General features: G+C 68.1%; 13 protein-coding genes. 6 read left to right on the top strand and 7 right to left on the bottom strand.

From position 1 onward, the window contains the following. Positions 1 to 90: 90 nt before the first annotated feature. Positions 91 to 225 (bottom strand): hypothetical protein, encoded by a 135-nt coding sequence (locus J4N02_RS17095; RefSeq protein ID WP_255180144.1) that lies wholly within the window; start codon positions 223 to 225, stop codon positions 91 to 93. A 347-nt stretch (positions 226 to 572) separates the two neighbouring features. After that, positions 573 to 1,142, bottom strand: a complete 570-nt coding sequence (locus tag J4N02_RS08080; RefSeq protein ID WP_010154754.1) for a TetR/AcrR family transcriptional regulator C-terminal domain-containing protein — start codon at positions 1,140 to 1,142, stop codon at positions 573 to 575. Between the two features lie 38 nt (positions 1,143 to 1,180). Between J4N02_RS08080 and tet(33) the strand changes: the two genes are divergently transcribed. Next, complete coding sequence (gene tet(33), locus J4N02_RS08075) at positions 1,181 to 2,404, top strand: tetracycline efflux MFS transporter Tet(33) (protein ID WP_074690335.1); 1,224 nt, start codon at positions 1,181 to 1,183, stop codon at positions 2,402 to 2,404. Positions 2,405 to 3,290: 886 nt separating this feature from the next. Here the strand turns inward: tet(33) and J4N02_RS08070 are convergent. Together J4N02_RS08070 and J4N02_RS08065 are read right to left on the bottom strand one after the other, a co-directional pair. After that, positions 3,291 to 3,968, bottom strand: coding sequence for a response regulator transcription factor (locus tag J4N02_RS08070; protein ID WP_010154757.1), 678 nt, complete (start codon positions 3,966 to 3,968; stop codon positions 3,291 to 3,293). Further along, positions 3,965 to 4,405, bottom strand: a complete 441-nt coding sequence (locus tag J4N02_RS08065) for a hypothetical protein (protein ID WP_064846260.1) — start codon at positions 4,403 to 4,405, stop codon at positions 3,965 to 3,967. Before J4N02_RS08065 ends, J4N02_RS08070 begins: the two co-directional genes overlap by 4 nt. A 734-nt stretch (positions 4,406 to 5,139) precedes the next feature. On the opposite strand from J4N02_RS08065, the gene J4N02_RS08060 reads away from it, so the two are divergent. Beyond that, entirely contained in the window at positions 5,140 to 5,364 is a 225-nt protein-coding gene (locus J4N02_RS08060) for an RNA-binding S4 domain-containing protein (protein WP_182816209.1), read from the top strand. Positions 5,365 to 5,411: 47 nt separating this feature from the next. On the opposite strand, the gene J4N02_RS08055 is transcribed toward J4N02_RS08060, so the two are convergent. Together J4N02_RS08055 and J4N02_RS08050 are read right to left on the bottom strand one after the other, a co-directional pair. After that, positions 5,412 to 6,998, bottom strand: coding sequence for an aspartate:alanine exchanger family transporter (locus J4N02_RS08055; protein WP_188334368.1), 1,587 nt, complete (start codon positions 6,996 to 6,998; stop codon positions 5,412 to 5,414). A 7-nt stretch (positions 6,999 to 7,005) separates the two neighbouring features. Next, positions 7,006 to 8,496: a DUF1846 domain-containing protein gene (locus J4N02_RS08050; RefSeq protein WP_188334369.1), complete on the bottom strand. Its 1,491-nt coding sequence runs from the start codon at positions 8,494 to 8,496 to the stop codon at positions 7,006 to 7,008. Positions 8,497 to 8,594: 98 nt separating this feature from the next. Between J4N02_RS08050 and J4N02_RS17090 the strand changes: the two genes are divergently transcribed. Beyond that, complete coding sequence (locus J4N02_RS17090) at positions 8,595 to 8,717, top strand: hypothetical protein (RefSeq protein ID WP_255437248.1); 123 nt, start codon at positions 8,595 to 8,597, stop codon at positions 8,715 to 8,717. 114 nt (positions 8,718 to 8,831) lie between these two features. Further along, a complete protein-coding gene (gene treS, locus J4N02_RS08045; RefSeq protein ID WP_243760908.1) occupies positions 8,832 to 11,075 on the top strand; it encodes a maltose alpha-D-glucosyltransferase in 2,244 nt (747 codons plus the stop codon). On the opposite strand, the gene J4N02_RS08040 is transcribed toward treS, so the two are convergent. Next, entirely contained in the window at positions 11,076 to 11,591 is a 516-nt protein-coding gene (locus J4N02_RS08040) for a ferritin (protein WP_188334370.1), read from the bottom strand. 24 nt (positions 11,592 to 11,615) lie between these two features. Between J4N02_RS08040 and J4N02_RS08035 the strand changes: the two genes are divergently transcribed. Further along, a complete protein-coding gene (locus tag J4N02_RS08035; RefSeq protein WP_188334371.1) occupies positions 11,616 to 12,296 on the top strand; it encodes a DoxX family membrane protein in 681 nt (226 codons plus the stop codon). Between the two features lie 50 nt (positions 12,297 to 12,346). Beyond that, positions 12,347 to 13,276, top strand: coding sequence for a PAC2 family protein (locus J4N02_RS08030; RefSeq protein ID WP_208091180.1), 930 nt, complete (start codon positions 12,347 to 12,349; stop codon positions 13,274 to 13,276). Positions 13,277 to 13,286 lie beyond the last annotated feature (10 nt).

Here is a 13,286-nt window from a genome sequence, read left to right as displayed (position 1 = left end):
CAGGGAGATAGCGAAGAGCGCGCTTCAACGGAGATGCTCGAATGGGTCCACGACGGATTGGACTCCGTGGTCGCGGCAGACGTAGACGATTCACACGCCGTACCCGTCGGCGCCGCTCGGCTCGGGGTCGCATTCTGCGCGGCAGACGTTACAGAGCCGGTGCTCGTTGCTCCCCCAGACCGTGACCTCGATATCGTCGGGGATCTCCATTCCGTCGAACTCCATATGCGGAGGTTAGCTGTCGCGGATTGAGTCGTGTCAAGATGCGGCACCGATGCTAAACCGCCGTTACCTATGGTCATCGCGCCGGTCACGCACTCGACGCTTAGTTCTTGAGGTACTCGAGGACGGCGATGACGCGCTTGTTTCCTGTGCGCTCGTTAAGGTCGAGCATGGTGAAGATGCTGCTGATGTGCCGTTCCGCGATCGCGACGCGACATGCATACGGTCCCTGATTTGCTCGTTAGTGAGCTCCGTAGCCATGAGCAAAACGTCAGTATCGCGGAGGAGCTGCTGCGGGAGCGGGAAAGGATTGACCTTACTGACGCAGAGACCCAAAGCGCGAGCATCCCTCATCGCTTTGATGCCAGCCCTTCAACCATTGCAACTAACCCGAACTCGAAATCTAGGTCTTGATCGACAGGCTCACATCCGTTGTCGAGCGCTGTTTGTTCTTCTAGTACGAAACCGACCGTATAGCGGCTGATAGCCATGAGAGCTCGGACCGCAGAGACCTCAGCGAATCCTTCGGACACGAGAAACTCGATCTGACTTTCGGGGGCATCCGAGCCCGCTGGCATCTGGTCACTCTTTTGACGGTGAAACTCTGCGTGCAGCCGTGCTCCATCCCGGACTGCCAGAAGCGCTGTCCGGAAGCTCCGCGCGTTGCGCAGGAGAAAGTCGTCCCAGCGCTCCCCTGACTCTGGGAGTGAGGCGTGGTGTTCGCGATCAAGCACATCAGCTGCGAGCGATCCGAGCAGGTGGCCCTTTGTCCGAAAGTGCCAGTAGAGCGCTGGCTGCTGCACCCGCAGATGCGCAGCCAGCGCCCGCGTGGTGAAACCGTCGATCCCCGTGTTATTGAGCACATGCCTCGCACCGCGCAAGACTGCTGCACGATCGAGTCGCGCTTGTTTCTGAGCCATGCTTGCACTTTATCATCGATAACTTTATCGTTGATAAGGTGTCATCTCTCACTTCCGCTCGTGGCTCGTTGGCCACGGTCCTCATCACGGCTAGCCTCGACGCCGCCGGCATGGGCCTGGTGATGCCGATTCTCCCCGCACTGCTACACGAGGCAGGGGTCACCGCTGATGCGGTTCCGCTGAACGTCGGAGTGCTGATCGCGCTCTACGCGGTAATGCAGTTCATCTTTGCCCCCGTACTGGGAACACTGTCGGACCGATTCGGCCGCCGCCGGGTGCTGCTTGTTTCCCTGGCCGGTGCGACCGTCGACTATCTCGTGCTCGCCACGACATCCGCTCTGTCGGTGTTCTATATCGCCCGTGCAGTGGCTGGGATAACCGGAGCGACCAATGCGGTCACCGCCACCGTGATCGCCGACATCACGCCACCCCACCAGCGCGCCAAGCGTTTCGGTTTACTCAGTGCCTGCTATGGCGGCGGAATGATCGCGGGGCCAGCCATGGGTGGACTGTTCGGTGCCATCTCGCCACATCTGCCGTTTTTGCTCGCTGCTCTTCTCTCAGCGAGCAATCTGGCACTCACCTTTATCTTGTTACGCGAGACCCGTCCTGATTCCCCTGCGCGCTCTGCGTCGCTCGCTCAGCATCGTGGTCGCCCCGGCCTCAGCGCGGTGCCTGGGATTACCTTCCTATTAGTCGCATTCGGCCTTGTTCAATTCATTGGGCAGGCTCCAGGTGCGACCTGGGTGCTGTTTACTGAACACCGCCTCGACTGGAGTCCCGTCGAAGTTGGAATCTCCCTGTCCGTCTTCGGGATCGTACAGGTTCTCGTGCAGGCCCTCCTTACTGGCCGCATCGTGGAGTGGATCGGTGAGGCAAAAACAGTCATCATCGGGTGTGTTACCGACGCCTTGGGTCTCGTAGGCCTGGCGATTGTCACTGACGCATTTTCCATGGCGCCTATCTTGGCGGCACTGGGGATCGGTGGCATCGGCCTCCCCGCTCTGCAAACCCTTCTCTCCCAGCGCGTCGATGAACAGCACCAAGGGCGCCTCCAGGGTGTGCTCGCCAGCATCAACAGCGTCACATCGATCTTCGGACCGGTCGCTTTCACAACGATCTTCGCGCTCACTTACATCAACGCCGACGGCTTCCTCTGGCTCTGCGCCGCAGCACTCTACGTGCCCTGCGTGATTCTCATCATGCGTGGTACAGCAGCGTCCCCGAAGTTCGGCTCATGGGCGAGCGGCGACTCGATGTGAGTTGTGAGACGTGAGCAGGAGCAACACGGCGGCGACACTGCTTCGCCATGGCCGACTAGCGAGACGGCGCCACCGGGAAACTCGGCATCATCTACCAAGGACAGGTCAGCTGGGAGCCTGATAGACCCATCGAAATGTGCGTGCCGATCGCGGAGAAAGGCCGGGCGCATCGGATCGAGCCATAGCACCATGAGTCTTCACGGAAGTGCGTTGACGGAGACTTCGTTGTGAACCGGGCCAAGGGAGAGCTGGAGGCCCTCTCCGAGTGGCTTGCCGATGACATGAGCTGGACGCTCATCGAGAAATCCACACACAGCGGCCCCAGTGCAGCCCGAGAGGTGCGCCCGCCGTTCTCCCGAGCGGGTGGAGGTCATTTCTGTCGTCACCCACGGACGACGCGCTTCCTGCGACGGCTACCTCGAGGCTGGAGGAATGCGCGTCCGTTTCAGCCATGCGTTCCGCTTCGTCAGCACCCCCAAGACCGCGATGATCGCAGAACTGCGACGCTACTGCATCGAGACGCAGGTTGACTGAGGCCTGTGCGGACAGCACGAACGACCCTTAAGCCCGTAATCTGGGAACCGCAGAAACTACCCGATCGAAACGCAACTACTTTGCCGGCCCTACGGGGTTGGCTCGCGGTCGTCGTCCTTGGCCGCGACCGTGCGCAGGAGGTGCTTGTAGCCATCCCTCGCGATCATCACGCGCATCGAAACCGTCACGACGCTACTGCCTTCGACGATCAGGGGAGCGGGGACTGATCGCGGACGCGCTGTCCACTTTGGTTAAAAGATTGCGCCGCTGTAGACGACCGCCATCTAGATGCCGACGATGACCATGCTCTCGAGTGCGCCACTACCCACCATTAGTGTGGTCAGGGTCGGCTTCAGGTGATGAGTCCATGTCGGTAGGCGGTGATGGCGGCGTGGACACGGTTGTCGATGCCGAGGGTGTTGAAGAGCTGGGAGACGTATTGCTTGACGGTGCCTTCGGACAGATGCATGGCCCTGCCGATCTGGGCGTTGGAGAGTCCGCGAGCGATGTGGGTGAGGAGCTCGATCTGGCGCTCGGTGAGCAGGGCAGTGAGTTCGTCTCGCGCGGTTCGGGTGCGGTGGCCCGCTCGTTGCTCGGCGGCGAGCCAGCGGGCGACTCGAGGGGAGAACGCGCCTCCGCCGTGCGCGAGGGCCCTGACGCCGGCAATGAGTTGCTGAGGTTCGTCGGACTTGAGGAGGAAACCGAGGGCGCCGGCGTTGATCGCATCGGCGATGAGATGGTCGTCGGAAAAGGTGGTGAGCATGGCGATCGGAAGCTCGGGCAGTCGGTGCCGGATCTCACGGAGAGCTCCGATGCCGTCGAGTCGTGGCATCTGGATATCCAGCAGTGCGACGTCAACGCGGTGTGTTGCCGCGGCGTCGACGGCCTCGTGGCCGTTGCTGGCGAGGGCGGTGATGTCAAGGTCAGTGGCGGAGGCGAGAATAGCGGCGACGCCGGTGCGGACGAGCTGGTCGTCATCCGCGATCAGGACACGGATCGGCGGGGTGTCGGTGCGATCCTCCGGGGTCATGGCGCGGGAACCGTTCCGATCCTGCTGACCTGGTCGGAGGCGAAGCAGACGACGTGGACGTCGACTCGTTCGAAGAAGCTGATTTCCGCCTCGTAATAGTGACAGGTCTCGTCGGGGCGAGGCGGGAACTCATCGCGTGGAGGATCGAGCATCTCCAGGGCGGCCACCGCGTCCTGTCCGGCGACTCGAGGGGCAATGGCAGTCTGTGTGGTCTCGGTGACGACCGTAGTGGTGCCGACTAACCCAGCGACCAGGTACAAGTGGACCATGGTCAGCGAGTCCAGTGCCAGGGCAGTGATCACCGTCGCCAGCAGCATTGCTCGGACCAGGCCAGAGCCAGCGAGCAGCCGCACCGTGGGCGAGCGGTCGACCAGGACCCCAATCGGGATCCCCAGCACGAGGAATGCCAGTGTTCCGATGGCGTTGAGCAAACCCATCTGCGCAGCACTGGCTCCAAGAACCAGTACCGCCAAGACATCAGTTACGAAGTCGACACCCCGACGCCCAGCGGCATCCAAGGCATTGGACAATAGCAATGGCCACCTGGGCCGTGGTAGCGAGGATCGCAGAGAAGAAGAGGAATCGGTAGAAGACATGAACTTCCCTCAGGAATGAGCGGGCGAGTGGGCAGAACAAAGGACCGCGCGACGTTCCAGCGCGGTCCTGTTACTCGCCACTTACAGGCTGGCCCGAGCCCTGAAGAACATGTCCCAACCTTCCTGGATGGATCGACCAGGAGCGTGGACAACCGTCCCCGCTCAGTGCTGAGTCTAGGCCAGCGCCAGCGCAGACCCTCAGTCGCATCCCCACATGCCGCCGAGCACGCGTCCTCGATTCCCTCCCCCGCGTCGCTCTGAAGGCCGGAACTGACTGCCCCAGCCCTTCGCGGGGGAACATGCCCGAGCCGGATGCGCAGTGGTGCCGGTGCCGCGCTGCGTTCTCCGACAGATGAAGCAGCACGGTCCCGCTGCGCGCCCCTGGCCGAGCAGATCGGCGCACGCGCCATGGTGCCCGCGATCGGCGTTGCTGCCAAGGCCGTGACCACGCTCGCGATGTCAGGCCCCTCGGCTGAACCACAGCCTGACTCAGCTCGTATACGCCCAACCTTGATACGCAGGGTTACCAGTAGGGTCGGTCGCGGATGAGGGAGGTCCCCTGCCCCGGTGGGATGATGGCGTCCATGGAGGACTTCGAGATCAACGGCATGATCCGCCTGGGCCAGTTCCTCAAGCTCGCCAACCTGGTCGACTCCGGCTCCGACGCCCGGGAACTGCTGCTCACGGGCGTCGTGCGCGTCGACGGCGAGGTGGAGACGCGCCGGGGCCGGCAGCTGACCGGCGGCGAGGTGGTCGAGGTGCCCGGCCTGGACCCTGTCCGCGTGGCCGCCGCAGGCTGATCCCCCGAGGCGCGGCGCCCCTCACCTGTCCCGGACGCCGGCCGGTGTCAGGCGAGCAGCCCCAGGACGCTGGCCACCAGGATCTTGGTGATCATCGCCGTGGGGTAGGCGGTGGTGTAGCCGGTCGCCACGCGGAAGTCGTGGTTGGTCTGCTCGTTGGCGTAGGCCAGTAGCGCGGGCTGGGTCTGGGCGCCGGCCAGCAGGCCGGACAGGGCGGTGCCGCCCATGCGCATCACGGTGCGCTGGAAGGCGTAGACGGACAGCCCGACCGTGGCGGTGATGAGGACGCCCAGGCCCAGCATCGCGAGCCACTGGCCGCCGGCGAAGGCGTCGAGGATCTGTCCCCCGGCCCGGGCGCCGGCCTGCGCGAGGAACAGCAGCAGGCCGAGCTCGCTGATCACGGCGGTGGCGGTGAAGGGCAGCGTGGTGACGAGCGGGCCGATCCGGCCGAGGCGTCCGAACACCAGCCCCACCAGGAGGCAGCACAGGGCCGAGCCGAGCGTGAACGTGCCCCCGCCGGGCAGCGGGAGCGGCACCGACCCGAGCGCGAAGCCCAGCGCCATGCCCAGGCCCAGGCCGATCGGGTTGATGATCGTGAGGCCGCGGGAGGAGTCGCCGAAGAACTCGCTCACCTTCACGATGCGGCTGCGGGGCGCGACGACCCGCACGCGGTCCCCCAGCTGCAGCACGAAGCCGGGCTTGGCGACCATGTCGACGTCGGCGCGGCGCACGCGGGAGACGGTGGCGCCGAACTTCTCCTCCAGCCCCAGCTCGGCCACGGTGCGGCCCGAGAGGTGGGGGTCGGAGACGGTGACGCGCCGGAAGTCCAGCAGGGCGCGGTCGTGGACGAGGTGGTGGCTGGACTTGTGGCCCAGTTCCCCCACCAGTTGCGCCACCACGTCGTCGGGGCCGACCACCGTGATCACGTCGTCGACCTTGAGCTCCTCGCCCTCGTAGGCGAGGGCCACCGGGCCCTCCTCCTCGTGGCGGACGCGCGTCACCGAGATCTGGTCGCCGTGGAGCTCCTCCAGGTCGCGCACGGTGGTCCCCGGCGCGAGGTGCTCGACGCGCACGTTGACCTGGGTCAGGGGTGCCGGGGCGTCGGCGTCCTCGGCGGCGTGCCGCAGGGCCAGCTGCTGCACGACCAGCATCCCCAGCACGCCGAGCAGGTAGGCCACGGAGTAGCCGACGGTGGCCGCCGGTGTGTTCCCGGCCGCTGCCAGCGCCGGGGTGTTGGTGACCGCGCCGGCGAAGGTTCCGGCCGCCTCCTCGACCGTCAGGCCGAGCAGCGGGCCGAGCGTGAAGGCGACGGCCCCGCCCAGCACGATGGCCAGGGCGACGCCCACCATCGCGACCGCCTGCGTGCGCAGGCTGTTGAAGAAAGCCGCACCGGAGGACACCCCCACCGAGAACGTGAACAGCGCCAGCCCGAGGTGGGCGAAGGCGACCGGGATCTCGAGGGCGACCCCCTGGCTGGCGCCCAGCGCCGACACCGCGATCGCGACGAACAGCACCGCGGCGGCGCCGAGGGAGATCTTGCGGACGGTGACGTGGCCGACCGCCATGCCCGCGCCCACGAGCGCGAACAGCAGCACCTCGGGGTGCTCGGCCAGCCAGGTCAGGACGGCATGCATTCCGGCGTCACTTCTTTCGGTACAGGCGGGCGTGCTGGTAGACCGGCTCGCTGGTCACGTTGACGCCCAGGTTGCGGAAGATGCCCTCGTCGACGGTGCCGAGGATGGTCGTGGTGTGCACGTCGCAGCCGGCGAGCCGGTGCAGCTCGGCCCGGGCGCGACGCGCGTTCTCGTCCGAGCCGGCGCTCACCGACAGCGCGATGAGCACCTCGTCGGTGTGCAGGCGCGGGTTGCGGCTGCCGAGGTGCTTGGTCTTGAGGGTCTGGATCGCCTCGATCGTCTCGGTGGCGAGCAGCTTCACCTCGGGGTCGATGCCGGCCAGGGCCTTGAGGGCGTCGAGCAGCATGGCGGCGCAGTTGCCCAGCAGCGGGGAGGTCTTTCCGGTCACGATCCGGCCGTCGGGCAGCTCGATCGCGGACGCCGGCGCCTTGGTCCGCCGCTCCAGGTCCAGGGCGGGCGGCACGACGGGACGGTCCTCCTTGGCGATGCCGAGGCTGCCCATGATGATCGCCAGCCGGTCGGACTGGGTCGGCTCGAGCTCCTCGCGGCGCTCGTTGACCAGCGCCTTGTAGTAGCGCCGGATCACCTCCTGCCGGGACGCCTCGCGGCACACCTCGTCGTCGCTGATGCAGTAGCCGGCCATGTTGACGCCCATGTCGGTGGGCGACTGGTAGGGGCTCTGGCCCAGCACCCGCTCGAACAGCGCCTTCAGGACGGGGAACACCTCGACGTCGCGGTTGTAGTTCACGACCTGCTCGCCGTACGCAGCCAGGTGGAACGGGTCGATCATGTTCACGTCGTCGAGGTCGACGGTGGCGGCCTCGTAGGCGACGTTGACCGGGTGGTCGAGGGGCAGGTTCCAGATCGGGAACGTCTCGAACTTGGCGTACCCCGACGCCTTCCCGGCCTGGTGGTCGTGGTACACCTGCGACAGGCAGGTGGCCATCTTGCCGCTGCCCGGCCCGGGGGCCGTCACGACGACGACGTCGCGGGTGGTCTCCACGTACTCGTTGCGGCCGTACCCGTGGTCGCTGACGATGTTGACCACGTCGTGCGGGTAGCCCTTGATCGGGAAGTGCCGGTACACGTGCAGGCCGAGGCGTTCCAGCTTGCGGCGGAAGGCCTTGGCCTGGCGGTTGTCGTCGGTCCACTGCGTCATGACGACGCTCGCGACCAGGAAGCCGCGCCCGCGGAACTCGTCGATCAGGCGCAGGGTGTCGGCGTCGTAGCCGATGCCCAGGTCGGCGCGGACCTTGTTGCGGGCCAGGTCGGCCGCGCTGAGCACGACGACGATCTCTACGTCGTCGACGATGCGCTCCAGCATCTGGATCTTGTTGTCGGGCAGGAAGCCGGGCAGCACCCGCGAGGCGTGCATGTCGTCGAACAGCTTGCCGCCGAACTCGAGGTAGAGCTTGCCGCCGAACTGCTCGCGCCGCGCCTCGATGTGCTCCGACTGGAGGGCGATGTACTTCTCGCGGTCGAACCCGATCCTCTGCATGCTCTCCCCCAGTCGACTGGACGCCGGAAGCCTACCCAACTCCTCGCTCCGGTCGTGTCGTGGCAAACCCGCACGGACGCGTTCGCCGCAGGTCTACCGTGCGTGTACTCGCGATCGGCGGCCTGGCCGCTGTGCTGGCCGTCAACCTCGTCCAGGACGACCTCGACCGCGAGGCGTCCATCGGCGCTCTCCCTCGTCGGGTGGCGGGTGGAACCCGATGACGAGGGCATCCTGCGGATCCGGCGCTCGACGCTGCAGGGTCCCCGGCCCGTGGAGTCGTTGTACCGCTGAGCGCGCCCCTCGCGAGTCCCTGCCGCACTCGCTACCGTGGAGCGGTGAGCACCACCGAGCAGCCCATGGCGGCCGACGAACCCGCCGAGGGCGACGTCACCCCCGAGCCCAGCTTCGAGCAGCAGCGCTTCGCAGCGCGCCCGGCCCGCCTGCGGCCGCGCGCCCGGCGCAACCAGCCCAAGCCCGAGGATCTGTGGGCGCGCCCCTTCGAGGCCGACGGCCGCAACCGCGCCTACGTCGAGTGGCTGGTCGACCAGTCGATGCTCGCCGACGCGGTGACGCTGGGCCGCCAGCTGGCCGGCCACCACCTCATGTGGGCCAACGTGTACGCCTCCCCCGACCCGCGCGCCGCCGTCGAGCAGGCGTCCGTCTGGTACACCGCCTACCCACTGTCGCAGATGACCGCGCCGGGCCAGTCGTTCCTGGGGGCGCTCGGCTCCGAAGAGCTGTGGGAGGCGTTCGAGGAGATCGGCATCGAGGCCATCCACACCGGCCCGGTGAAACTGGCCGGCGGCATCTCGGGCTGGGAGCCCACGCCGTCCATCGACGGCCACTTCGACCGGATCAGCATGGCGATCGACCCCCTGTTCGGCACCGAGCAGGAGTTCCGCGACATGTGCGAGAACGCCGCCGCCCACGGCGGCACGATCATCGACGACATCGTGCCCGGCCACACCGGCAAGGGGGCCGACTTCCGCCTCGCCGAGCTCAACTACCAGGACTACCCGGGCATCTACCACATGGTCGACATCCCGAGAGACGCGTGGCACCTGCTGCCCGACGTGCCCGAGGGGGCGGACGCCGTCAACCTCTCCCCCGAGGCTGAGCGGGCGCTCGCCGAGGAGGGGTACATCATCGGCGCTCTCCAGCGGGTCATCTTCTACGAACCGGGCGTGAAGGAGACCAACTGGTCGGCCACCCCGCCCATCCGCGACCACCAGGGCGTCGAGCGCCGCTGGGTTTACCTGCACTACTTCAAGGAGGGCCAGCCGTCGATCAACTGGCTCGACCCGACGTTCGCCGGCATGCGGCTGGTCATGGGCGACGCCCTCCACTCGCTGCTCGACCTCGGCTCGGGTGGTCTGCGGTTGGACGCCAACGGCTTCCTGGGCGTGGAGAAGTCCCTGGAGCAGGCGCCCGCCTGGTCGGAGGGCCACCCGCTGTCCCAGGCGGCCAATCAGCTCATCGGGTCGATGGTGCGCAAGGTCGGCGGGTTCACCTTCCAGGAGCTCAACCTCACGATCGACGACATCCGCAACACGGGCTCGGTGGGCCCCGACCTCAGCTACGACTTCGTCACCCGGCCGGCCTACCAGGTCGCCCTGGCGACCGGCGACACCGAGTTCCTGCGGCTCACGCTGCGTGAGGCGATCGCGCTGAGCGTCGACCAGGCCTCGCTCGTGCACGCCCTGCAGAACCACGACGAGCTCACCTACGAGCTGGTCCACTTCGCGACCCGGCACGCCAACGACACCTACTCCTTCGGGGGCGAGGAGGTCACCGGCACCGTGCTCGCCGAGACGATCCGGCAGACGCTGCGCGACAAGCTCACCGGCGAGGCAGGCCCGTACAACGCGGTCTTCGTCCAGAACGGCATCGCCTGCACCACGGCGTCCATCATCACCGCCACCCTCGGCATCACCGACCTCGAGGACATCAGCCCGGCCGACACCCAGCGCATCATGGACGCCCACCTGCTGCTCTGCATGTACAACGCCTGGCAGCCCGGCGTCTTCGCCCTGTCGGGCTGGGACCTCGTGGGCGCGCTCCCCCTCGACCGCTCGCAGGTGAGGGGCCTGATCAAGGACGGCGACACCCGCTGGATCGAGCGGGGCGCGTACGACCTGATGGACGCCGCGCCCGACGCCGCCAAGTCGGCCTCGGGCATGCCGCGCGCGCAGGCCCTGTACGGCTCGCTGCCGCGGCAGCTGGGCGACCCCGGGTCGTTCGCGCGCCGCCTGGCGCGGGTGCTCGAGGTCCGCAAGCGCAACGACCTGGCCACCGGCGCCCTCGTCGACGTGCCCGATGTCGCCAGCCGGAGCCTGCTGGTGCTGGTCAACCGGTTGCTGGACGACTCCACGCAGGTGACCGTGCTCAACTTCGCCGAGGAGGCGCTCACCGCGCGCGTGCAGAGCGAACACATCCCGCCGGCGGGCCGCGTGGTCGACCTGGCCACGCTGACCCCGGTCGGCGTGGTCGACGACCTCGGTGGCTTCACCGTCGACCTGCCGCCGTTCGGCGGTCTGGTGCTCGGGGTGCGGGAGCCCGACCCCGACACCGAGGAGTGATCAGGCGGGCTCGGTGCCCTGCGCCTGCCGGCTGCCGAGGTCGGCGTCCAGGCGCAGCAGCCCGGGCCCGTCGTCACCGACCATCCTGATCTGCGCGAGGATCTCGCTGACCGTGGACTCCTCCTCGATCTGCTCCTCGAGGAACCAGTTCAGCAGGGGGCGGCTGTCGAGGTCGCCCTCGGCCTCGCCGGTGCGGTAGAGCTCGCGGATCGACTCCGAGACCCTCTGCTCGTGCCCGAGCGCGGCGGCGAACACGTCGGCCGGGCTGGCCGACTTGTCCACCTGCGGCGCCCTGATCGCGCCGATGGAGGGGTGCCCGTCGCGGTCGACCACGTGGTCGATGAACTTGTTCGCGTGCACGATCTCCTCGTCGGCCTGCCGGCGCAGCCACAGCGCCATGCCCGGAAGGTCGGAGGTGTCCATCTGGATCGCGAGCTGGCGGTACACCAGCGAGGCCTCGAACTCGAGCGTGATCTGGGCGTCGAAGGCGGACGCCATCGCCTCGGTGAGCTTCATGCCCCCCGATGGTAGCTTTCGACCATGGCCGACCCCCACACCCCTGTGGATGACCCCGACGCCGAACGCACCCAGGTCCTCGACACGCAGGCCGTCCGCGACCAGTGGGCCCCGCCGCCGACGCCGGTCCAGGCCCCCCCGTACGCGTACACGCCCGCCCCGGCCTACGCGCCAGGCCCCCAGCCCGACCTGGCCCGCGTGGACCACCGCGGCTCGCTGGCGTGGGACCTCGAGGTCGCCCGCCGGAACAACCGGCCCTCCACGGACGTCGGCCTCCTCCTGCTCCGGCTGTTCTCGCTGCCCCTCGTCCTGCGCGGAGTGCACCACGTCGCGACCTACCCGCAGCTCGTCGACTCGCTGCGCGGCCACGCCCTGCTGGGCCAGGCCCCCGAGGTCATCGGCACGCTGGTGGTCGCCGGCGAGCTCGTGCTGCCCGTCCTCCTCGCCGTGGGGCTGGCGACCCGGCTCGCCGGGGCCGCCCAGGCGGTCGTCGGTGCCACCCTCCTGGTTGCGGGGATCGGCGCCGGTCCCCTGCTCGACCCGGCCACCGGCGCGCTGGCCGGCGAGGTCCCCCTCCTCTACGCCGCGCTCGGGCTGGCGCTGCTGTTCACCGGGCCCGGCCGGATCTCGCTGGACCGTGCCCTTACCTCGGCCGGCCAGGAGCGGCGCGTCGAGAAGCGGGTGGCCAGGCGGCTGGGGGAATGAAGCCCGCGGCGTCCGCGTTGAGGTGGGGACGCCGATGAGGAGGTTTCGCCGTGCTCGACCCGACCAGCCTGTTCACGTGGGAGCCCCACGTCGACCAGCGGACCCTGCGCACCCCCACGATGGTGGTGACGCTGGGCAGCTACGTGGACGCCGGGCACACCCAGCGCCAGCTGGACCGCCTGCTGCTGGAGCAGCTGCCCAACCGGGTGCTGGGGCGCTTCGACGCCGACCAGGTGCTCGACTACGCCGGCCGCCGGCCCCAGATCACGTTCGACCGTGACCACTTCAGCGCCTACGAGGCGCCCGAGATCACGCTGCGCCTGCTCACCGACCACGACGGCACCGACTTCCTGCTCCTCAACGGCCCCGAGCCGGCGCTCCAGTGGGAGCGGATGGCGGCGTCCGTCCGCCACGTCGCCGAGCAGCTCGGCGTCGAGCGGACGGTGCTGCTGCAGTCCATGCCCGCGCCGGCCCCGCACACGCGGCCGGTCGCGGTGACGCGCTACGCCTCCGACCCCGAGCTGGTGGCCGACGAGGCGCCGGTGCTGGGCACCTTCCAGCTGAGCGCCTCCTTCACCGGCCTGCTGACCCTGCGCCTCGGCGAGGCCGGCCAGCGCGCGCTCGGCCTGGTCGCCCACGTGCCGCACTACATCGCCGACAACGACTACCCCGCCGCCGCAGCAGCGCTCATGGGCGCCCTGCGCGACGTGGCGAAGCTGGCCGTGCCCGTCGACGGGTTCGACCTGGCCGCCGGCATCGTGCGTGCCCAGATCGACAACCAGGTCGCCGCGAGCGAGGAGCTCGTCGAGATGGTCGGCGCGCTGGAGCGGGGGTACGACGCCTTCGCCGAGGAGCGCCACCTGCGCAACGTCGAGAACTCCCAGCTGCCGTCGGCCGACGAGATCGGGCACCAGTTCGAGCAGTTCCTCGCCGATCTCGGCGACGGGCGCCCGGACGAGGACGGGGAGAGCGCCGGGTAGCCTCGCGGGC

The organism is Propioniciclava sp. MC1595, from assembly GCF_017569205.1.
GTDB lineage: Bacteria > Actinomycetota > Actinomycetes > Propionibacteriales > Propionibacteriaceae > Propioniciclava.
This window is presented reverse-complemented; position numbering and strand designations above follow the sequence as displayed.